A 21,639-nucleotide genomic window follows, 5' to 3' on the forward strand; every position below is an offset into this window, starting at 1 on the left:
ACACTTCGGTCGGCCCTCTCCCTCCCAGAGGGCGAGGTGACTGATTGGGTGATGCTTGAAATCGACGCCGACCTGAGCGTTCTTCACTGAATCCAAAGCCACAATCACCTCGGTCTTCGAGGTCGATGCTTAACGCGAGACACCTCGGTCGGCTCCCTCTCCCTCCGGGAGAGGGCTGGGGTGAGGGGCTTTTGATCCAGCGTGATTAAACAGGCTGCAACTTCTGCTCAAACACTGCTACACCATCCAGATCCCGCAACACCACGCTCATCTCCCCGCTCTGCCCTTCGATATTCACCTCGCCAAAAAACTGAAACCCGGCAAACGGCGAGGTGTTCTGTGCGGGCGGTGCTTTCTCGAACACCACCTCTGGGCCAAACGTCTTGTCCAGTGGGTTCGGCCCGAAACTGCCGGCGTTCAACGGTCCGGCGACAAATTCCCAGAACGGTTCGAAATCCTGAAACGCCGCGCGGTCCGGATGATAGTGATGCGCCGCGCAGTAGTGCACGTCCGCCGTCAGAAACACGAAATTGCGCACCTGCTGCGCACGTAAAAATCCGAGCAGCTCGGCGATTTCCAGCTCTCGCCCCTGCGCCGGGCCGGGGTCGCCGTTGGCCACGGCTTCCCAACGCGCAACGCCCGCACTGACCTCGCCGTCCGGCACGCCAAGGCCGATGGGCATGTCGGCGGCGATGACTTTCCACTGCGCCGTCGATGCCTGCAACTCACGCTTGAGCCAGTCCAGCTGCTCGCGGCCGAGAAACGGTTTTGCCGCGCCCAGGTTGGCATCGTTGGCCTCGCGATAGCTGCGCATATCCAGCACGAATACGTCGAGCATCGGCCCGTAGCTGAGCTTGCGATAAATCCGCCCGCCGCCGTCCGCCGCTTGCAAACGCATCGGCGCATATTCCAGCCACGCCTGCCGCGCGCGGCCGACCAGCTTGTGGATATCTTTCTCCTGATAGCGTTCATCCAGCTGCTTGCCCGGCGACCAGTTGTTGACCACTTCGTGGTCGTCCCACTGCCAGATCTGCGGCACCTCGGCGTTGAAGCGGCGGATGTTTTCGTCCATCAGGTTGTAGCGATAGTTGCCGCGATAATCGTCGAGGGTCTGCGCGACTTTGCTTTTGGCTTCAGTGGTGACATTGCGCCAGATGCGCCCGCTTTCTGTGGTCAGTTGCGCGGGCACCGGGCCGTCGGCGTAGATGGTGTCGCCGCTGTGGATAAAGAAGTCCGGCAGACGCAGGCGCATGGCTTCGTAGATGCGCATGCCGCCGATGTCCGGGTTGATCCCGAAGCCTTGGCCTACGGTGTCACCGCTCCAGACAAAACGGATGTCGCGTTTTGTCGTTGGCACGCTGCGCAGATGGCCGAACCACGGTTCGCTGGCGACGCCGCTCTGGGCGTCTTCGAAGTGCACGCGATAGAAAATTGCCTGGTTGGCCGGCAGGCCGGTGAGTTCGACGCGGGCGGTGAAATCGCTGCGCGCATCGGCCAGTGGCGAGACGAATTTGCGCGGGTTGCCGAACAGGCTGCCGGTGTCCCACTCGACCACCATGCGCGCCGGCCGATCGCTGCGACTCCAGATCATCGCGCGGTCGCCGAGCAGGTCGCCGGACTGCACGCCGTCGGTGAGCTGCGGACGATCCTTGACCGAGGCAATCACCGCCGGCGCCAGCCCCGGCAGCAACAGCCCGGCGCCGACCGCTTGCATGACGCGACGCCGACCGAGATTGAAATCGCTCATGGTGTTCTCCCTGCAAAAGGGAAAACTTAAGCACGGGTGTATGAATCCGCTATGACAATGCAGACTCCTGTGGGAGCGAGCCTGCTCGCTCCCACAGGGATTTGGTGTTGTCGGTCAGGCCTTGGCGGGCTCCAGCGGTAGCTCGACAGCCTCAGGCCGTTTGAGCAGCGCATACACCACCGCCGTGACCAGGCTCCCCGCAACGATCGCCAGCAGATACAGCAGAGCATGGTTGATCGCATTGGGGATCGCCAGCACGAACAAGCCACCGTGCGGCGCCATCAGTTTGCAGCCGAAGTACATCGACAAGGCACCGGTCAGCGCGCCGCCAGCGATGCTCGCCGGGATCACCCGCAGCGGATCTTTCGCAGCAAACGGAATCGCCCCTTCCGAGATAAAGCACAGGCCCAACACGAAAGCCGCTTTGCCGGCCTCCCGTTCAGTCTGGGCGAACTTGCGCCGGGCAATGAACGTGGCGATACCCAGGCCAATCGGCGGCACCATGCCGGCGGCCATGGTCGCGGCCATCGGTGCGTAACTCTGCGAGGCCAGCAGCCCCACCGAAAACGCATAGGCGGCCTTGTTGATCGGCCCGCCGAGGTCGACGCACATCATGCCGCCGAGCAGCACGCCGAGCAGAATTGCGTTGGTGGTGCCCATGCTGTCGAGGAACTGGGTGAGCGCGGCGAGCATGCCGGCGACCGGTTTGCCGACCACGTAAATCATCACCAGGCCGGTCACCAGACTGGCCAGCAACGGGATGATCAGAATCGGCTTCAGCGCTTCCAGGCTCTGCGGCAATTTCACATAGCGGGCGATGGCTTTGGCGGCGTAACCGGCAATGAAACCGGCAATGATCCCGCCGATGAATCCGGCGCCCAGAGTGCCTGCGAGCAAACCGCCGATCATCCCCGGCGCAAGGCCCGGGCGATCGGCGATCGAGTAGGCGATGTAACCGGCGAGTAACGGCACCATCAGCTTGAACGCGGTGTCGCCGCCGATCTGCATCAGCGCCGCCGCCAGCGTGCCTTCTTCCTTGTACGCGGTGATGCCGAACACGAACGACAATGCGATCAGCAAACCACCCGCCACCACCATTGGCAGCATGTACGACACACCCGTGAGCAGGTGCTTGTAGACGCCGGTTTTCTCGGACTTGGCCGGGGCCTTGCCGTCGCTTGCCGCACTTTCGACAGCGCCTTCGGCCAAGGCTTTTTTCAAAGTCGCTTCAGACTGCTTCAGCGCAACGCCCGTGCCGCAGCGATAGATTTTCTTGCCAGCGAAACGCTCGGTAGCGACGTCGATATCCGCCGCCAGCAGTACCACGTCAGCCTCGGCGATGGCCGTTGCGCTGAGCGGGGTTTTCGCGCCGACCGAGCCTTGGGTTTCGACCTGCAATTCATAGCCCAGACGCTTGGCGGTCTGCTGCAACGCTTCGGCGGCCATGAAGGTGTGGGCGACGCCGGTCGGGCAGGCCGTGATGGCGACGATGCGCGGCGCACGTGGCGCGTCAATCGCCGGTTCGACTGCGCTGGCCACGTAGACTTCGGCTTCTTCAGCACCGCGACGCAGTACCGCTTCGACATCCTGCAGCGCCTGCGCCGGAGCGATCTGGAACACGCGCTTGCCGACGAAGCGACTCATGTCCACCGCGCCAGTGGTGACCAGCAAGACCCACTCGGCGGCTTCGATGGTCGCCGCCGACAATTCGCGTTCCGGGTGTGCCGGATCGACCACTTCAACGCTGGTGCTCCAGCCCTGGCGCTGCGCCGCTGCATCGAGCAGGCGCGCGCACAGCACACTGGTGACCATGCCGTTCGGGCAAGCCGTAACAATGGCTAACTTCATCACAAACCCTCTTATTGTTCTGTCAGGGGGCGCACGCGCACGCCCTGTTCGAGCTGCGCCAGTTGCGCAGCGTCGTTGATGCCAAAACCGATCTGGGTCACCGCCATTGCCGCAATCGCGGTGGCGGTGCGCAGGGTTTGCTCCGGCGTATCAGCACTGAGCAGACCGTGGAGCATGCCAGCCAGCAATGAATCGCCGGCACCGACCGTGCTGGCCACGCTGACTTTCGGCGGCGAGGCATGCAGGGCCGAGCCGACACTGAACCAGTTGACCCCGTCAGCGCCGTGAGAGATCACCACGTGCTCGATGCCTTGCGCATGCAAACGTGCGGCGGCTTGTGCTTCGGCGATCGGCGACACCACTTCGCAGCCGAGGGCGTGGGCCAATTCTTCGGTGTTCGGTTTGATCAGCCAGGGGCTGGCCTGCAACGCGGCGCGCAAAGCCTCACCACTGGAATCAAGGGCGACTTTCAAGCCGAGCGCGTTCAGCCGTTCAATCAGCTCGCGCAACCATTGCGCAGTGACGCCACGCGGCAGACTGCCGGCGACCACCACCGCATCGTGCCCCGGTGCGATCTGCAGCAAGCGATCAAGCAAAGCTTGCTGCGCCATTGCATCGACCATTGGCCCCGGACCGTTGATGTCGGTAATGCGCCCGTCCTGTTCGGCGACCTTGATGTTGCTGCGCGTCTCGCCCGGCACGCGGATGAACGCGTCGATAAAACCACGCTTGGCGAACAGGGTTTCGAACGCTTGCAGATTGTCTTCGCCGAGAAAGCCGCTGACGGTGACCTGATGGCCGAGGTCCGCCAGCACCTGGGCGACGTTGACGCCTTTGCCCGCAGCGTGGGTGTGCATCTCCTCGCTGCGATTGACCTGACCGGCATCGAGCCGTGACAGCTCGACGGTGAGGTCGAGTGCCGGGTTGAGGGTCAGGGTGAGAATCTTGGCCATTACAGGGCCTCCACTAATGCGCGCACTTCATTCGCGCTGCCCACGGCCAGGGCCTGTTGAGCGAGGGTTTGCGCCTGGGGCAGGCTGAGTTCACGGATGCGCGCCTTGACTTCGGCAATGCTGCGCCCGGACACGCTGAGCTCGTCGACACCGAGGCCAACCAGCACCGGCACCGCCAGCGGATCCGCCGCCAGCTCGCCGCAGACACCCACCCATTTGCCATGGGCATGGGCGGCACGCACGGTGATGTCGATCAGTTGCAGGACCGCCGGGTGCAAGCCGTCCGCTTGTGCAGACAGCGTCGGATGACCACGGTCGATGGCCAGGGTGTATTGGGTCAGGTCGTTGGTGCCGACGCTGAAGAAATCCACTTCCTTGGCCAGCACTGGCGCAAGCAATGCGGCGGACGGCACCTCGATCATGATCCCCAGTTGCAGGTCGGCGACTGGAATTTCCAAACGCAAGCGTTCGGTCATGTCGCGGGCCTGGCGCCACTCTTCGACGCTGCCGACCATCGGGAACATGATCCGCAGCGGACGGTTGTCGGCCGAACGCAGCAAGGCGCGCAGTTGCGCTTCCATGATCTGCGGCCGCTGCAGGGTCAGGCGAATGCCGCGCACGCCGAGGAACGGGTTTTCTTCCTTGGCGATCGGCCAATACGGCAGCGGTTTGTCGCCGCCGACGTCGAGCGTGCGCACCACCAGCGGCCGTCCGGCCAGACCATCGAGGACGCGACGGTATTCGGCTTCCTGGGTTGCCTCATCCGGTGCCTGCGGGTGGGCCATGAAAATCAGTTCGGTGCGCAGCAAGCCAATGCCTTCAGCGCCCTGCTCCACCGCGCTGGTCACCCCAGCGCTTTCGCCGATGTTGGCGAACACTTCGACGGCGTGGCCGTCAGTGGTGTGCGCTGGTTGATGGCGTTGTTCGGCGGCGATCTTCAGGCGTTGCTCACGGGTGTCGCGTTCTTCAGCAGCACGCTTGAGGGTCGCGGCATCGGCGTCGACATGCAGACGGCCACGCTGACCATCGAGCAACAGCGGCGTGCCCGGTTCGAGCAACAGCACTGCCGCCCCCGCACCGACCAACGCTGGAATCCCGAGGGCACGGGCAACGATGGCGCTGTGCGCGGTAGCGCCACCGCGCGCGGTGAGAATCCCCGCCACTCGCGCAGGATCAAGCCGCGCGACATCGGACGGGCCGACTTCGTCCATCACCAGAATGTACGGTTGCTCAGGTTCGTTCGCGGTTTGCACGCCACACAATTGCGCCAGCACTCGACGGCCGATGTCACGCAGATCCGCGGCACGCTCGGCGAGCAACGCGTCCTGCAGCGACTCCTGCTGTTTGGCGGCGGCTTCGATCACTGCCATCCACGCCGCTTCGGCGCTTTCGCCTTGCTTGAGGCGGGTGTCGACTTCGTCGGTCAGATCCGGGTCGTCGAGCATTTCCTGGTGAGTGATGAAAATCTCGCGAATCGCCTTGGCCTTGCTGCGTTCGATCAAGCCTTGGATGTCGCGGCGCACGTCGCTCAGCGCTTGCTTGAGGCGCTCGCGCTCGATCGCGGCAGATTCGCCGCGCAACGGGTAATCGATGGCTTGCAGCACCTGAATGTGCGCAGGGCCGATGGCGATGCCCGGTGCGGCAGGAATCGCCTGCAACAGGCTGCCGGAGGCCGGGGCGATCAGCACTTCGGCGATGTCGGCGATCACTTCGCGCTGCTGACTCACGGCCGGCAGCGGCTCGACTTCCTCACCGAGGCCTTCTTCAATCGCCGCGAGCAGGGCCGGCAAGGCATCGGCGGCGATGCTCGGTTCGGCAATCAGCTCCAGCACCTGACCGCGCCGGGCGCCGAGGCTGAGCAGTTTGCTCAGGCTCTTCACCGATACGGCGCTGTCTTGGCTGTCGACGATGCGCACGCGAATTTCGCCGTCAAAACTCTTCGCCAGTTGCGCAAGGATCTTCGCCGGCCGTGCGTGCAGACCGTGGGCGTTGGCCAGGGCAATACGTGCACTCGGCCAGTCGGCCGGCAGTTCACCGCCGAGCACTTCAAGGACCTTGCGGCTGCTGGTGGCGCGGCCCAGTTCGTGGCCGCGACCTTCGATCAGCAACGCGCACAAACGCTCGAGCAGCGCCTGATGCGCTTCGCCCAGACTCGCCAGGCAGAAGAGACCGCTAAGCGGCTGGCCGAGGTAGCGCATCGGTTTGTCCGGGGTGACGAACGCCAGTCCCGGACGCTTCACGGTCTGCTCGCTGTGCAGCCACCACAGGCCGTCGCCCAGTGGCAGCGCTTCAACCTGCTGCAACACGCCGGCAAAGCCGTTGCTCACACAATCGGCCTGACGCAGCAGACGTGCGCCGCGCCAGACCAGTTCTTCGAAATCATCGGCCGACACGCCGAGGCCGATCATCTGCGCATCAAGCGCCAGTTCCTGCGGCGCGCCTTGCAGCAGTTTCAACAGCGCTTCGGGCGAGCTGGCGCGACGCAGGGCCTGGCCCAGATCGGTCTCGCCGAGGGCGCGGGTCAGCAGTTGCAGCAGGCGCAGGTGTTCGTCGGATTTCGCCGCGATGCCAATCGCCAGATAAACGATTTGGCCATCGCCCCAATCGACGCCGTCGGGAAACTGCATCAGGCGCACGCCGGTGGCGAATACCTGATCGCGGGTTTCCGGCGTACCGTGGGGAATGGCGATGCCTTGACCGAGAAAGGTCGAGCCCTGGGCTTCCCGGGCCTGCAGGCCGGCGAGGTAGCCGTCGGCAACCAGACCATCGGCGACCAGATGACTGGCCAGCAATTGCAGGGCAGCGGGTTTATCCACGGCCGACTGGCCCATGGATATCTGCTCTATAGTGAGCTCGAGCATGCGATCTCCTTTTTGGCGCAGTTCAACGCCAGGTATTGTTTTGAATGGTTCACAGCTTAGGCGCTCTGCCGCGCTTTTCAGCGGCAGTTTTGGCGGTTTCACGGCAGGACCGGCCAAAGGCGTCTAAAACGTAGAAAATACGCTTGCTGAAACGTTTAATCTAGATTGATCGGCACGTTACTCGATAATGTCTCATCCTTGAAGTCCAACTGGTCGGATCTGCCCAGGCAATAAGTCGACTGCCCTTATCGGGTAGGATTGGCGAAAATGTCGCGGCATGCTCGAAAAAACAAGGAAATACCGGGTTGAAACTCAGTGATATCGCGCGGTTGGCCGGCGTCTCCGTCACCACCGCCAGCTACGTCATCAACGGCAAGGCCGAACAGCAACGCATCAGCAACGCGACCGTCGAGCGCGTGCGCGCGGTGGTCGATCTGCACGGCTTCACGCCCAATCCGCAAGCGGCCGGCCTGCGCAGTCGGCACACGCGCACCCTGGGCTTTATCCTGCCGGATCTGGAAAACCCCAGTTACGCGCGGATCGCCAAGTTGCTCGAACAAGGCGCGCGGGCTCGCGGTTATCAATTGCTGATCGCCAGCTCCGACGACGCGCCGGACAGCGAGCGCCAGTTGCTGCAACTGTTCCGCGCGCGCCGATGCGATGCGCTGATCGTCGCCAGTTGCCTGCCGGCCGGTGATGACAGCTATCGCCAGTTGCAGGCCAAGGGTCTGCCGATCATCGCCATCGACCGGGTCATGGAACCGGAGCATTTCTGCTCGGTGATCAGCGACGACCGCGAGGCCAGCCTGCATCTGACCCAGAGCCTGCTCGATCCGCAGCCAAAGCAGATCGTCCTGCTAGGCGCACGCCCGGAGCTGAGCATCAGCCAGGAGCGTGCCGCCGGTTTCCGCGCAGCGCTCAAAGACTTCAAAGGTGAGGTGCTGATCGAGCACGCCGAGTCGTTCAGCCGCGAGTGCGGCAAGCAATTGATGGAAGAACTCCTGCAGCGTCTGGGGCATTTGCCTGACGCACTGGTGACCACTTCCTACGTACTGCTGCAAGGCGTGTTCGATGCGCTGCATGATTTCCCGCTGAAATCGCGGCCGCTGCGCTTGGGCACGTTCGGCGACACGCAGTTGCTGGATTTCCTGCCGTTGCCGGTCAACGCCATGTCCCAGCAACACCAATTGATCGCCGACAAGGCCCTGGAACTGGCCCTGGCCGCCGTGGAGCAGGACGACTACCAACCGGGCGTGCAAGCCATTGCGCGGACCTTCAAGCAGCGTATTCATCGGGACTGAAGCGTGGAGCTGATCGACAGCCACACCCACCTCGACTTCCCCGACTTCGACGGCGATCGCGCAGAGTTGCTGGCCGAAAGCCGCGCCCTCGGCGTGCGGCGCATCGTCGTGCTGGGGGTGCATCAGGGCAACTGGCAACGGGTGTGGGATCTGGTGCAGAGCGATGCCGACTTGTACGCGGCGTTCGGTCTGCACCCGGTGTTTCTCGATCAGCATCGCCCCGAGGATTTGCACGTGCTGGGTGACTGGCTGACGCGCTTGCGCGGGCATCGGCAGTTATGCGCGGTGGGCGAGATAGGCCTGGATTACTTCCTCGAAAACCTCGATCGCGAGCGGCAACAGTCGTTGTTCGAAGCGCAGATGCAACTGGCGGCGGACTTCGAGCTGCCGGCGCTGATCCACGTACGCCGCAGCCACGCGGCGGTGATCGCCACGCTCAAGCGCTTCAAGCTCAAACGCGCCGGCATCATCCACGCCTTCGCCGGCAGCCGTGAGGAAGCGCGGGAATACCTCAAGCTCGGGTTCAAACTGGGTCTCGGCGGTGCTCCGACCTGGCCGCAGGCATTGCGCATGCATCGGGTCCTGCCGGAACTGCCGCTGCAATCCGTGGTGCTGGAAACCGACTCACCGGACATGGCCCCCGCCATGTTCCCCGGCCAGCGCAACAGCCCGGCGCATCTGCCGGCGATTTGCGCGGCGCTGGCCGAGCTGATGAATATAACGCCTGAACAACTCGCCGCTGCCAGCACCGCCAACTGCTGCGAAGTCTTCGGCTGGTAACACGTACCCGGGTAGGAGCTGACGAGTGCAACGAGGCTGCGATCTTTTGATCTTCAGAGGCAAAGTCAAAAGATCGCAGCCTCGTTGCACTCGTCAGCTCCTACAAGGATTGTTTGGGGCTCAGACGCGAAATGCGCTGATCAGTTGTTTGAGCTCAACCACCTGCGCCGACAGCGCGCGGCTGGCATCTTCGGTCTGGTGCGCGCCTTGCGCTGTGCGTTCGCCGGCACGGTTGATTTCGACGATGTTCTGGTCGATGTCATGGGCCACGGCGGTCTGCTGTTCGACGGCGGCGGCGATCTGCTGGTTCTGATCGACGATCATGCCCACCGCGCCAAGGATGTTTTCCAGCGCCTGCTGGACCTTCTCCGACTGGCCCACCGTGCCGTTGGCCATCTGATGGCTGACGCCCATGGCCTTCACCGCCGCGCCGACGCCGCCATGCAGTTTGGCGATCATCTGCTCGATTTCTTCGGTCGATTGTTGGGTGCGTTTGGCCAAGGTGCGTACTTCGTCGGCGACCACGGCAAAACCGCGCCCCTGCTCGCCGGCTCGCGCGGCTTCGATCGCCGCATTGAGCGCCAGCAGGTTGGTCTGTTCGGCGATGCTCTTGATCACCTCAAGCACACGGCTGATCGACTGGCTGTCGCTGGCCAGTTGATTGATCACCAGCACCGACTGATCGATTTCGCTGGCCAGCGCGGCAATGCTGCCCTGCTGCGATTCCACCAGCCCGCGTCCGCTGAGGGTTTCGTCGTTGACGCTGTGGGCGCTGCTCACCGCGGCCGCAGCACTGCGAGCGACTTCCATTGAGGTCGCCGACATCTGGTTCATCGCCGTCGCCACTTGTTCAATCTGCGAGCGCTGCCCGGCCACGGCCTGATTGCTCTGCGCCGACACGCTCTCCACCTGCCCGGCCTGCCGCTCGACCTCACCCACGGTATGCCCGACACGTTCGATCAAGTCGTGAATCTTCTTCACCGTACCGTTGAACACCTCGCCCAACTCGCCCAGTTCATCACGGCTGCTGGCCTTGAAGTTGACGGTCATGTCACCGGCCGCGACCTTGTCCATCATCGCGCCCAGGCTTTTCAGGGTGGTCCGGGTCGAGGCGTAGAAACCGCCATAAAGATAGAAAATCAGCACAAACACCACCGACAGCGCAGAGGCTTGCAGAATCATGTGCGTGCGGTTCTGCGCCAGGCGCTGCTGCAACTGGTTGTCGAGGAATTTCAGCGTGGCCTGATTGAGCTGGTAGGTGTGCTCCATCAGCCCGGTGACCTGATCGTAGAATGCCTGCCACGGCGCATCGAGGGTGTCGGCCATCACCACTTGCTCTTCGAACAGTTCGCTGGCCTGCTTGAGCGAAGCCTTGCTGGTGTCGGCCTGGGCACTGAGGGATTCGCGCGCAGCACTGCTGGAACCGAGGGCGTCTTGCAGTTTCAGAGCGTACTCGGCCTGGAGTTTTTCGATCTGCACCAGCAACTCGTCGAAACGCGTGCTGGAGGAACTGTTGAGAAAACCCTGACCCAACGAATACGAACCCATCGCCCGGCCTTCGCCGAGGGTTTGCGTGACGCTCGGGGTGATCAGCGTGACCAGTTCGCTGAGCTGACGAATGTCGCTCTGGTTGTCGCGGCTCAACCCGGCCTGACTGGTGATGATCTGGCTGAAAATCTGCGCACTGGCCAACAACTTGCCGATCAACGCGCTTTTGCTTTGCAGCGAGCTCTCCGCTTGCTGGGCCTTGAACGCCGCGATCATTTCATCGCGTTTGGCCTCGAATTGCTTGATCTGCTCGGGGTCTTCGGTCATCGCCGTCAGCCCTTCGAGCCGCGCGAGCACGGCTTGCTCCAGCGCCTGGATCTGCGCCTCGACATTGCCGGCCTTGCCGGACTGGCCGAGGGTGACGTCGATCTGCACCAGATTGTTCAGGGTCTCCAGATCCCGGCGCAGGGTCAGGCTGCTGCCCAGCAGGTCGAGGCTTTGCAGTTCGACGCGTGTGCCCTGAAATTCGCGATAGGAATCGCGTACCAGATAGAAATTGGTCACCAGCATCGGCACCAGGAACAGCACGCTGATCAGACTGAACTTCATGCCGAAGCTCAGACGGTTCATCAGCGAGACGGCGGGATAGAGCAAGCTCTTCACTGGAAGTCTCCCTTGGTTTTTCTTGTTTTTATTGGCTGGCGCGGGACGAGAGCAGATAGCCACTATCGGGCGCTATCTCTGTATAGCGTAAATCGGCGGGAGGTTTTGTAACTTAAGGTTAATGGCAATGCAGTGATCGCCAAATCAAAAGCAAAAAGATCGCAGCCTTCGGCAGCTCTTACAGGGAAATGCGTTCCAAGGTAGGAGCTGCCGAAGGCTGCGATCTTTTGATCTTGCTGTAATCAGTGAACCAGAACCGTCCACAAGGCAAACCCGGCATACCACAGCACCGCCGCACGCAGCAGCAGTTCCCACAGACAATCGAGGGTGTTGATGCCGTCCGGGCCGACCACTGGCGGTGGAACTTCCCCGGCTGCCAGGCCGACCTTGTTGATCAACTGCGCAGCGCTGATGTTCCAGTTCAGCAGCTCATGCAGCATCACCCGGCTGACCGCAACGAAGTTGCCGACCAACGCAAGACTCGCCGCCAGCAAGCGCACCGGCACCCAATCGAAGGCATGACGCAACTGCGCAGCACGCTCGACCAGCGCCGGATTGCAGCCGTGCTCTTCGGCTAGCGCCAGCAGGCGATAGGCCAATGCCGCCACGGGGCCGAGGAGGAAATACCAGAAGATCACCGCAAAAAAACTCTGATAGGCCTGCCACAGCAGATGCCCTTGCACCCGCTCGAGCAACTGCTCGCCGTTGTCGGCGCAGATATCCAGGTCGCGCTTGGCGACGTGCGCCGCCGCTTGCAGATCCTCACGGCGCCAGGCATCGCGGAACGGGCCGAGGCCGCCGAGCAGATCGCCGCGTCCGAGGCTGTAGATCACCACCAGCAAATGCACCGGCAGCGCCAGCAAACCGTAAGCCACAGGTTCCAGCACCAGCAGCAACAGCGCCAGCAACGCCACCGGGAACAGCACCAGAATCGTCAGCACCAGCCACGGTTGCCTGGCCAGCCGTTTGCTGTTTTCGAGTTTGTGCAGTTCGCGGATCCATCCGCCGTCGCGTTGAAGCCGATGGCGCAGGGCCGAAAACTTCTCGATCCACAGCGCCAGCAGTAACACCAGAAAACTCATTGTTCTTCCTCTTTTGCCAGGGCGGCGCGGTAGCGTGCCCAGTCGAATGCCGGTCCCGGATCAGTCTTGCGCCCCGGCGCGATATCGCTGTGGCCGCAGATGCGCTGATCGGTGATCGCTGGAAAGCGTTTCTGCAACTGCCGGGTCAGCGCAGTCAACGCGCGATATTGCTCGTCGGTGAACGGCAGATCATCGGTGCCTTCCAGCTCGATGCCGACGGAAAAATCGTTACAGGTTTCACGACCCTCGAACACAGAAACACCGGCATGCCACGCCCGCGCAAGACAAGAGACAAACTGGGTGACCTTGCCGTCACGTTCGATCAGAAAATGCGCCGAGACGCGCAGGTCAGCGATGCCTGCAAAGTACGGGTGTTCGGTGACATCCAGACGATTCTGGAAAAATTCCTGCACCTTGCCCGTGGCGAATTGCGCCGGCGGCAGGCTGATGTTGTGGATGACCAACAGGGACACTTCGCCCGCCGGGCGCTCATTGAAGTTGGGCGACGGGCAGATCTGCACGCCATGACACCACCCGCTCGCGGGATCCAACTGCATACCGATTCCTTCAACGCCGACCATGTGGGCGCCCAGTATGCCGCGATCCGCCCCCACCGCGCGATCACTTGCCGCGATTGAGTCGCCGCAGGTCGCCCAGCACCGATTCCAGTGCGCGGTCGAACAGCAAGGTGTCATCCAGTGCGCGCGCGACGCCACGGCTGAATGCCAGGGCCAGATCGGTGCTGCTGTGCTCCAGCACTTTCATGCCAGTGCGGTCGACGAAGACATATTTGCCGGTCTCTTTGATGATCGCGGCGAGTTTGCAACGCAAGGTCTGTTCCTCGTCTGCGTCGAAGACCACCCAGTTGCCCACACGCAACTGCTCGACCTGAGACAGACCGGCAGCGTCTTGCGCCAGGCGCGGCGCCGGGGTCGCTGCCGTCTGGCCGGCACTGTGCTGCAAGAGCTCGGGGGTAATTTCGATCAACGGCATGGCGCTGTGATCGGCATCGTCGGAACGCTCCAGCACGCGCACGTGCAGAGCCTCCAGCTCACTGAAAAATTCACTGGTGGCAAACGGGTCGAACGCGGTGCTGCTCAGGCCATCGCGCAGCGACTTGAGCAAACCCGGCACCAGTGCCAGCAGGCGCAGGCTGGATTCGCCGTCGTCATGGCGCTGCACGCTCCAGACCAACTGTTCCATGGTCTGCACGTCGGCGTGCCATTCGGCGGACTGATCACCGTGCTTGAGGCAGGTCAGCAACAGCACTTTGCTCCAGGCCTGCTGGACGAAACTCACCACCGTCGCCGGCAGCACTTTGCCCAGTAGCGCCTGTTGCAACGCCTGCGCGACACGCCGCTGAGCCAGCTCGGCCTTCGCCCGGCCTTCCTCGGCGTCCCGCAAGCGTTGTTCCAGCAGTTCGGTGCGGCGGCGCTCTTCCTGAGTGAAGGCGAGGAAGTCGGCGAGCAGTTCGGAGAAGATCGCCGGGTCATCCACAAAATCACTCAGCAAGCGCTGCACCACTTGTTCGATGCGCACGTATAGGTTGTCGCGCTCAGCGCCGTCGCAATCGCTCCAGCCCATTGCGGCCTCGGCGATTTCGTTGAGCAGGCGCCGCGCCGGGTGCGTGCTGCGGCTGAAGAAACTCTTGTCCAACACCGCAACCTTGAGCATCGGAATCTGCAATCGGCCGATCAGCGCCTTGAGCGCATCGGGCACATTGCGATCGTCGAGGATGCAGTCGAAAACCATGGCGATCAGGTTGATCACATCTTCGTCGGCAGTCGCGACAACGCGGGACCTGCCGCTTCTGACGCTGACCCGGGTCAGCAACTGTTCGAGCTGATGACGCAGATCGAAATCTTCCTGAGCCTCCAGCGCCGGTACGTATTGCTGCAAGTGCGACAACAACCGCAGCAGGTCGCGGGTGTTGATCGGATGCGCCGGTGCGCCGGGCTCCAGGGTCGGTGTGACGCGGCCGCGGACCTGGGCGAGCAATTGCTGCATCGCGGCGAACACTTCCTCGATGCCTTCGTCCGCTGGCGGCTCGTCGAGATCTTCAATCAATGTGTCGCTGTCCGCAGGCTCGACCATGCGACGAGCCACGGCGGGCTTCAGATGTGGCAACACGCCGGTGGCGAGCAACAGCTGATTGGCCTCGCCATACAACTGCTCGGTGTCAGCCAGCACATAGCGTTCGAACAACTTGAGCAGGATCAGCTTGACCTTGATCTCGACGCCGAGGTTACGTCCGGCCTGCAGGAAATATTCGCAGAGCATCGCCGGACTCAGCGGATTGTGCTGATCGTCCAGGCGCTTGCCGAGCATCGAGCTGAAGCGTGCGGTCAGTTGGTCGAGAGCGAAGCCGTCGCGCTTGAGCACACGGCTGACCATGGTCTGCACGGCCACGGTGCGCTCCATGGCATCGGTGCGCGGCGCCGACTCTTCGACCACCGGCGTGCGTGGCAGGGTGTTGGCGGCGGGGTCGTATTGGGTAAGGCCGGCGAAAGCCTCAAAGAACAGTTCAAGAAAGCCGCGCTCGATGTTCTTGCGCTTGAGGCGCAGATCGCGCATGGCTTCGAAAAAGATGTTCTGATCGACATCGTTGCGCGCCCGGTCGGCCATTTCGAACAGCGTGTCGTCGGCGTTATCGAACAGCTCCTGCAAATCGTGGCGCAGCTGCTGGGCAGCCTTGTCGCGAACCTGCAGCAGAATCACCGGCAAGCGGGCAAGCGGCGAGTGGTCCGCCAGATCGGCAGTCGCCCGGTGCAAAGGCACCACTTTCCCGTCGTTGCGCATCCAAGCCTCCTGGAACGGTGATTCGGTTCGTCGCTTTGACACTGCCCAACTGGACTCGTTCGTCAAAGCCATGACGTCAAATACAAGGCGGATTATCTGGCAAAAGAGGCCAGCGATGCTATAGGCCTCAGGGTTTCCCCTATACACCATGCCTCTCGCACTCAGCGCAGGAAAATCGACCAGATGCGTCAGGCACGAACGTTCTCGCCTTGGGTTGGCTCGCGCCCTGCCCCTATAATCGAACCACTTTGTTTGTGGAGTCCGTTATGCCGAATCTACGTCTCGCCGATCTGACCGCCGAAATCGAAAACAACGTGCGCCGTGCGTTGCTCGAAGACGTCGGCAGCGGCGACATCACCGCGCAACTGATCCCGGCCGAACGCCTGGCCAAAGCCACCATCATCACCCGTGACGACGCCGTCATCTGCGGCACCGCGTGGGTCGATGCGGTGTTTCGCCAGCTCGATCCGCGCGTGGCGGTGCATTGGCAAGTGGTCGACGGCCAGCGGGTCAAAGCCAATCAGCCGCTGTTTCACCTGGAAGGCCCGGCGCGCTCACTGCTGACCGGTGAACGCAGCGCGTTGAACTTCCTGCAGTTGCTGTCCGGCGTAGCGACGCGCGCGCAGTACCTGGCGGACTTCGTCGGCGAGACGCAGGTCAAGTTGCTCGACACGCGCAAAACCTTGCCGGGCCTGCGGATGGCGCAGAAATACGCAGTGACCTGCGGCGGCTGTCACAACCACCGGATCGGTCTCTACGATGCCTTCCTGATCAAGGAAAACCACATCGCCGCCAGTGGTGGCATCGCCGAAGCCGTGGCCGCCGCGCACAAGATCGCCCCGGGCAAACCGGTGGAAATCGAAGTGGAAAGTCTTGAGGAATTGAAGCAAGCGCTGGAAGCCGGCGCCGACATCATCATGCTCGACGAACTGAGCCTGGATGACATGCGCGAAGCCGTACGCCTGACCGCCGGCAAGGCGAAACTGGAAGCCAGCGGCGGCATCAACGAAAGCACGCTGCTGCCGATCGCCGAAACGGGCGTGGATTACATCTCGATCGGCGCGATGACCAAGGATGTCAAAGCGGTGGATCTGTCGATGCGACTAAGCCTCTAAACGCAGCGGCAAGCGGCAAGCTGCAAGCCAAGCGACTCTGCTTTGACTGGCAGCTTGTAGCTAGAAGCTCGCAGCTGCTCTTATACGACGAGATTGTTCATCTCGCAGTACTCTTCCCACTCGACACCCAATACTTCCGCCGCTTCCTTGTGCAGCACGAGGCGCTGCGCCTCGAACTCTTCTGGCGTGCTCGTGTACTTGAGCGTCAGCTCCCACGGCTGCAAGCCCTGCGCTTCGGCTTCGTCTTCGAAGGCCCACTGGATCTGGTCTTTTTGATCATCGGGACTCAGGTCCTTGATCTCATCCTTCAGGTCCGGCACATCCAGAAGGTATTTTTCCAGCGCTTGTTCGTGGCGTTGCTCTTGGGTCAATTCAGTCATGGGGTTCTCGCTGATCTTAGGAATGGAGGATGGATCTGGATCATCAAGGATCTCTCTGACGCGGACTGGCCGGCCTTCGGAACCATTCGGGATCATCTGAAAACTGCTAAGCGATGCTCATGCAGGCACCGAATATAGGACTTTTGCATGACGAATTACACGGCTCTTTACATCTCTTGCACAAAAAGCTGACCTGCGGAACATGAATCGATGTGGCGCGCTGAGGAGTTGGTGCCCGAGACAGGAATCGAACCTGCGACCTTCGCGTTACGAGTGCGCTGCTCTACCGGCTGAGCTACACGGGCGGTGGGCTAAACCTAGCACCGGTCTCGAGCTGCGGCAAATTTGTGGGTTGTCTGATGGTTTTCTTTTGAGAACCACATTTGTGGCGAGGGGATAAATCCCCTCGCCACAATTTCTTTATTTCAGATAAAAAAATGCCCCCGCCGTTTGCACGGCGGGGGCATCTTTATTGCGCTAAAGCGTTGGGGTAATTAAACGCCCGAAGCTTTGGCAGCTGCCACGTCTTTGATGGACAGCTTGATACGGCCGCGGTTGTCCACGTCCAGTACCAGCACTTCCACTTCCTGGCCTTCCTTCAGGATGTCGGTCACTTTCTCAACGCGAGCGTCGCTCAGCATCGAGATGTGCACCAGACCGTCCTTGCCCGGCAGGATGTTGACGAATGCGCCGAAGTCGACGATGCGCTCAACCTTGCCGACGTAGATCTTGCCGATCTCGGCTTCTGCCGTGATGCTCAGAACGCGCTGACGCGCTGCTTCTGCGGCATCCTTGGTTTCGCCGAAGATCTTGATCGAGCCGTCGTCTTCGATGTCGATCGAAGCCTTGGTTTCTTCGCAGATCGCACGGATGGTCGCGCCACCTTTACCGATAATGTCACGGATCTTGTCGGTGTCGATCTTCATCGCGATCATGGTCGGAGCGTTGGCCGACAGTTCGGTACGCGACTGGCCAATGATCTGGTTCATCTGGCCGAGGATGTTCAGGCGCGCTTCAAGGGCCTGGCCCAGAGCGATTTCCATGATCTCTTCGGTGATGCCCTTGATCTTGATGTCCATCTGCAGCGCAGTAACGCCTTTGGCGGTACCGGCTACCTTGAAGTCCATGTCGCCCAGGTGATCTTCGTCGCCGAGGATGTCGGTCAGGACGGCGAACTTCTCGCCTTCTTTAACCAGACCCATGGCGATACCGGCTACCGGTGCCTTCATCGGTACACCAGCGTCCATCAGTGCCAGGGAAGCACCGCACACGGAAGCCATCGAGCTCGAACCGTTGGATTCGGTGATTTCCGACACCACGCGGATGGTGTACGGGAACACGTCAGCGGCTGGCAGCATGGCCGAAACCGAACGACGGGCCAGACGGCCGTGACCGATTTCGCGACGACCGGCGCCACCCATGCGACCACACTCGCCTACCGAGAACGGTGGGAAGTTGTAGTGCAGCATGAACGGGTCTTTCTTTTCGCCTTCCAGGGTGTCCAGCAGTTGCGCGTCACGGGCGGTGCCCAGTGTTGCAACAACCAGTGCCTGGGTCTCGCCACGGGTGAACAGAGCCGAACCGTGAGTCTTTGGCAGGACGCCGACTTCGATGTTCAGCGGACGTACAGTCTTGGTGTCGCGACCGTCGATACGTGGCTTGCCGTTAACGATGTTTTCGCGAACGGTGCGGTATTCGATTTCGCCGAAGGCTGCTTTGACTTCAGCAGCGCTTGGCTGGCCTTCCTCACCGGACAGCTTGGCGACCACTTGGTCCTTCAGCTCACCCAGGCGAGCGTAACGGTCGGCCTTGATGGTGATGGTGTAAGCCTGGGAGATCGCTTCGCCGAACTCGGCACGGATAGCGCCCAGCAGTTCGGTGGCTTCTGGCGCAGGAGCCCAGTTCCAGGTTGGCTTGGCAGCTTCGGCAGCCAGTTCTTTAACAGCGTTGATCACAACCTGGAATTCGTCGTGAGCGAACAGTACCGCGCCCAGCATCTGGTCTTCGGTCAGCTCTTTGGCTTCCGATTCAACCATCAGCACGGCGTCGGAAGTACCGGCAACGACCATGTCCAGGCTCGAAGCGGCCTGCTGCTCGTAAGTCGGGTTCAGCAGGTAGCCGGTGCTTTCGTGGAAAGCCACGCGAGCGGCGCCGATCGGGCCGTCGAACGGAATGCCGGAAATGGCCAGGGCAGCCGAGGTACCGATCATCGCAGCGATGTCCGGATCGGTCTTCTTGCTGGTGGAAACGACGGTGCAGACAACCTGCACTTCGTTCATGAAGCCTTCTGGGAACAGTGGACGGATCGGACGGTCGATCAGTCGGGAAGTCAGGGTTTCTTTCTCGGAAGGACGGCCTTCACGCTTGAAGAAACCGCCAGGGATCTTACCGGCAGCGTAAGTCTTTTCCTGGTAGTGCACGGACAGAGGGAAGAAACCCTTGCCCGGATCGGCTTGCTTTGCACCGACAACAGTCACCAACACGCTGACGTCGTCGTCAACGGTGACCAATACTGCGCCGGAGGCCTGACGGGCGATACGGCCTGTCTCGAGGGTAACGGTCGATTGACCGAACTGGAATTTTTTGATTACCGGGTTCACGGTGTCCTACCTTCTTTGTGGCTCTTGGGGGAAACGGTTTCTTGCGAATTCTTGGGCAATCTCGGGAATCGGCCCGATGGCAATTGTCCGGGTGCTACAGGTAAAGCCATGCTGCAGATAAAACTTGAGGCTGGGAGCCTGCAAGGCGCCAGCGGAAAACCGCTGACGCCCGACAGACCACCAACCTCATAGCGCAATCGCTGATTAGCGACGCAGACCCAGGCGAGCGATCAGCGCGGCGTACCGGCTTACGTCCTTGCCTTTCAGGTAGTCCAGCAGCTTGCGACGCTGGTTAACCATGCGGATCAGACCACGACGGGAGTGGTGATCTTTACCGTTGGCCTTGAAGTGACCTTGCAGTTTGTTGATGTTGGCGGTCAGCAGTGCAACCTGCACTTCTGGCGAACCAGTGTCACCAACAGCTTGCTGGTAGTCAGCAACGATTTGAGCTTTTTCTTGAACGTCGAGAGCCATGAGGCAATCCTTCCTTATCAGGAAACTGTTTCAGGGAAACAGCTTCAACAGGCCAGGGACAAATCCCTGTATCTATAAATGAGTAGTGACCATGCCTGTTAACAGCCACACTCGCCGGCCCGCTTAACGCAGACCGGTTCCGGTCATTCTGACCGAATCAAGCGACGCGGCGCGATGCGCCCGTCTTCGCTCACTTCACCGATACCGATGAAGCGACCATTGTGATCCTGTACCCGCACCATGCCGAACTTCGGCGCATCCGGGGCACGTACTGGCTGGCCGTTGAGCCAGTAGAACGCGCTCGCTTCGGAAAAGTGCAGCAACGGCCAATCCTGCAGGCCGCTGTCCGATGGCATCAGGAAGCGATCGACCGCTTCATTGCCGCCTTCGGCATGTACCGCTTCCAGCTCTTCGAGGGTAACAGTCTGCGCCAAGGTGAAAGGCCCGGCCTGGGTCCGACGCAATTCTGCGACGTACGCACCACAACCGAGTTGCTCACCGATATCCTCCACCAGGGTCCGAATATAGGTGCCCTTGCTGCAGTCCACCGCAAGCCGCGCAGTATCGCCTTCGAAGGCCAGCAATTCCAAGCGCGCAATAGTAACAGAACGCGGTTCGCGCTCCACTACTTCGCCTGCACGTGCCAGTTTGTACAGCGGCTGGCCATCACGCTTGAGTGCCGAGTACATCGGCGGTATCTGACTGATTTGCCCACGAAATTTCGGCAGAACCGCTTCGACATCGGCGCGACCAACGGTCACCGGACGCTCCTGCAAAACCTCACCTTCGGCATCGGCCGTGGTGGTGGTCTTGCCCAGTTGCGCCAGGGTCTCGTAGCCCTTGTCGGAATCGAGCAGGTATTGCGAGAACTTGGTCGCCTCGCCGAAGCACAGCGGCAACACGCCGGTGGCCAACGGGTCAAGGCTGCCGGTGTGTCCGGCCTTCTCGGCATTGAGCAGCCAGCGCACTTTCTGCAAGGCAGCGTTGGAGGTGAACCCCAACGGCTTGTCGAGCAGAATGATGCCGCTGACGTTACGACGGATACGTTTGACCTGAGCCACCGAATTACTCCTTGGTGTCTTCAGGTGCTGGAGCGGCAACGTGCTGATTGTCTTCAGCGACGGCGCGCTCAATCAGCGCCGACAGGTGCGCGCCACGCACGACGGATTCGTCGTAGTGGAAGTGCAGTTGCGGCACGCTGCGCAGCTTCATTTCGCGGGCCAATTGCATGCGCAGGAAGCCTGCGGCGGCATTGAGCACCTTGATGCTTTGCGCGATGTCTTCAGCGTTGTCCTGACCCATCACGGTAATGAAAATCTTCGCGTGACCGACGTCACGGGACACTTCCACAGCGGTGATGGTGACCAGGCCGACGCGCGGGTCTTTGACTTCGCGACGGATCAGTTGCGCCAGCTCGCGCTGCATCTGATCGCCGATACGTTGGGTACGGCTGTATTCTTTTGCCATGATTTGTTACCTGTTACTGCCCAGCGGTGAAACCCGCAAGGTCTGAAAGCGGCAAACGCCCGGCCTGACAAAAGCCAGACC

16 protein-coding genes, 1 tRNA gene and 1 pseudogene are annotated in these 21,639 nt (G+C 61.5%); 3 read left to right on the plus strand and 15 right to left on the minus strand.

Annotated elements, in window-relative coordinates; translation table 11 throughout:
* Positions 1–205 precede the first annotated feature (205 nt).
* The 4 genes from AB4N48_RS20510 to ptsP all read right to left on the minus strand — a co-directional run bounded on the left by AB4N48_RS20510 (position 206) and on the right by ptsP (position 7,409).
* The gene (locus AB4N48_RS20510; RefSeq protein ID WP_252885358.1) at positions 206–1,747 is read right to left on the minus strand and encodes an alkaline phosphatase D family protein; all 1,542 of its coding nucleotides are present in this window, start codon (positions 1,745–1,747) and stop codon (positions 206–208) included.
* 114 nt (positions 1,748–1,861) lie between these two features.
* Complete coding sequence (locus AB4N48_RS20515; RefSeq protein WP_095180358.1) at positions 1,862–3,595, minus strand: PTS fructose-like transporter subunit IIB; 1,734 nt, start codon at positions 3,593–3,595, stop codon at positions 1,862–1,864.
* Between the two features lie 11 nt (positions 3,596–3,606).
* Positions 3,607–4,548, minus strand: coding sequence for a 1-phosphofructokinase (gene pfkB / locus AB4N48_RS20520; protein ID WP_150743380.1), 942 nt, complete (start codon positions 4,546–4,548; stop codon positions 3,607–3,609).
* Positions 4,548–7,409 (minus strand): phosphoenolpyruvate--protein phosphotransferase, encoded by a 2,862-nt coding sequence (gene ptsP / locus AB4N48_RS20525; RefSeq protein ID WP_122610853.1) that lies wholly within the window; start codon positions 7,407–7,409, stop codon positions 4,548–4,550. Before ptsP ends, pfkB begins: the two co-directional genes overlap by 1 nt.
* A 305-nt stretch (positions 7,410–7,714) precedes the next feature.
* Here ptsP and cra point away from each other — a divergent pair, with 305 nt between their 5' ends.
* A complete protein-coding gene (cra, locus tag AB4N48_RS20530) occupies positions 7,715–8,710 on the plus strand; it encodes a catabolite repressor/activator (RefSeq protein ID WP_122699955.1) in 996 nt (331 codons plus the stop codon).
* A gap of 3 nt (positions 8,711–8,713) precedes the next feature.
* Positions 8,714–9,490: a TatD family hydrolase gene (locus AB4N48_RS20535; RefSeq protein WP_460094230.1), complete on the plus strand. Its 777-nt coding sequence runs from the start codon at positions 8,714–8,716 to the stop codon at positions 9,488–9,490.
* A 120-nt stretch (positions 9,491–9,610) separates the two neighbouring features.
* Here the strand turns inward: AB4N48_RS20535 and AB4N48_RS20540 are convergent, their stop codons facing one another.
* The 5 genes and pseudogenes from AB4N48_RS20540 to AB4N48_RS20560 all read right to left on the minus strand — a co-directional run bounded on the left by AB4N48_RS20540 (position 9,611) and on the right by AB4N48_RS20560 (position 15,522).
* Complete coding sequence (locus AB4N48_RS20540) at positions 9,611–10,540, minus strand: methyl-accepting chemotaxis protein (protein ID WP_371915159.1); 930 nt, start codon at positions 10,538–10,540, stop codon at positions 9,611–9,613.
* Positions 10,517–11,608, minus strand: a pseudogene (locus AB4N48_RS20545) (methyl-accepting chemotaxis protein); the annotation flags it as partial. The gene AB4N48_RS20540 and the pseudogene AB4N48_RS20545, both read right to left, overlap by 24 nt.
* A gap of 275 nt (positions 11,609–11,883) precedes the next feature.
* Entirely contained in the window at positions 11,884–12,723 is an 840-nt protein-coding gene (gene ampE / locus AB4N48_RS20550; RefSeq protein WP_041477938.1) for a regulatory signaling modulator protein AmpE, read from the minus strand.
* Positions 12,720–13,280 (minus strand): 1,6-anhydro-N-acetylmuramyl-L-alanine amidase AmpD, encoded by a 561-nt coding sequence (ampD, locus tag AB4N48_RS20555; protein ID WP_460094231.1) that lies wholly within the window; start codon positions 13,278–13,280, stop codon positions 12,720–12,722. Before ampD ends, ampE begins: the two co-directional genes overlap by 4 nt.
* A gap of 64 nt (positions 13,281–13,344) precedes the next feature.
* Positions 13,345–15,522, minus strand: coding sequence for a DUF1631 domain-containing protein (locus AB4N48_RS20560; protein WP_460094232.1), 2,178 nt, complete (start codon positions 15,520–15,522; stop codon positions 13,345–13,347).
* 266 nt (positions 15,523–15,788) lie between these two features.
* Between AB4N48_RS20560 and nadC the strand changes: the two genes are divergently transcribed.
* Entirely contained in the window at positions 15,789–16,637 is an 849-nt protein-coding gene (nadC, locus tag AB4N48_RS20565; protein ID WP_076565789.1) for a carboxylating nicotinate-nucleotide diphosphorylase, read from the plus strand.
* Positions 16,638–16,717: 80 nt separating this feature from the next.
* Here the strand turns inward: nadC and AB4N48_RS20570 are convergent, their stop codons facing one another.
* The 6 genes from AB4N48_RS20570 to rbfA all read right to left on the minus strand — a co-directional run bounded on the left by AB4N48_RS20570 (position 16,718) and on the right by rbfA (position 21,558).
* The gene (locus AB4N48_RS20570) at positions 16,718–17,017 is read right to left on the minus strand and encodes a DUF6388 family protein (protein ID WP_076565788.1); all 300 of its coding nucleotides are present in this window, start codon (positions 17,015–17,017) and stop codon (positions 16,718–16,720) included.
* A gap of 229 nt (positions 17,018–17,246) precedes the next feature.
* A tRNA-Thr gene (locus AB4N48_RS20575) sits at positions 17,247–17,322 on the minus strand.
* 189 nt (positions 17,323–17,511) lie between these two features.
* A complete protein-coding gene (pnp, locus tag AB4N48_RS20580) occupies positions 17,512–19,617 on the minus strand; it encodes a polyribonucleotide nucleotidyltransferase (RefSeq protein ID WP_460094233.1) in 2,106 nt (701 codons plus the stop codon).
* 204 nt (positions 19,618–19,821) lie between these two features.
* Entirely contained in the window at positions 19,822–20,091 is a 270-nt protein-coding gene (gene rpsO, locus AB4N48_RS20585; RefSeq protein WP_016771751.1) for a 30S ribosomal protein S15, read from the minus strand.
* Between the two features lie 143 nt (positions 20,092–20,234).
* Positions 20,235–21,152, minus strand: coding sequence for a tRNA pseudouridine(55) synthase TruB (truB, locus tag AB4N48_RS20590; RefSeq protein ID WP_024011571.1), 918 nt, complete (start codon positions 21,150–21,152; stop codon positions 20,235–20,237).
* A gap of 4 nt (positions 21,153–21,156) precedes the next feature.
* A complete protein-coding gene (rbfA, locus tag AB4N48_RS20595) occupies positions 21,157–21,558 on the minus strand; it encodes a 30S ribosome-binding factor RbfA (RefSeq protein WP_016771753.1) in 402 nt (133 codons plus the stop codon).
* Positions 21,559–21,639 lie beyond the last annotated feature (81 nt).

The sequence above is a fragment of the Pseudomonas sp. S2_C11 genome (genome assembly GCF_054668395.1).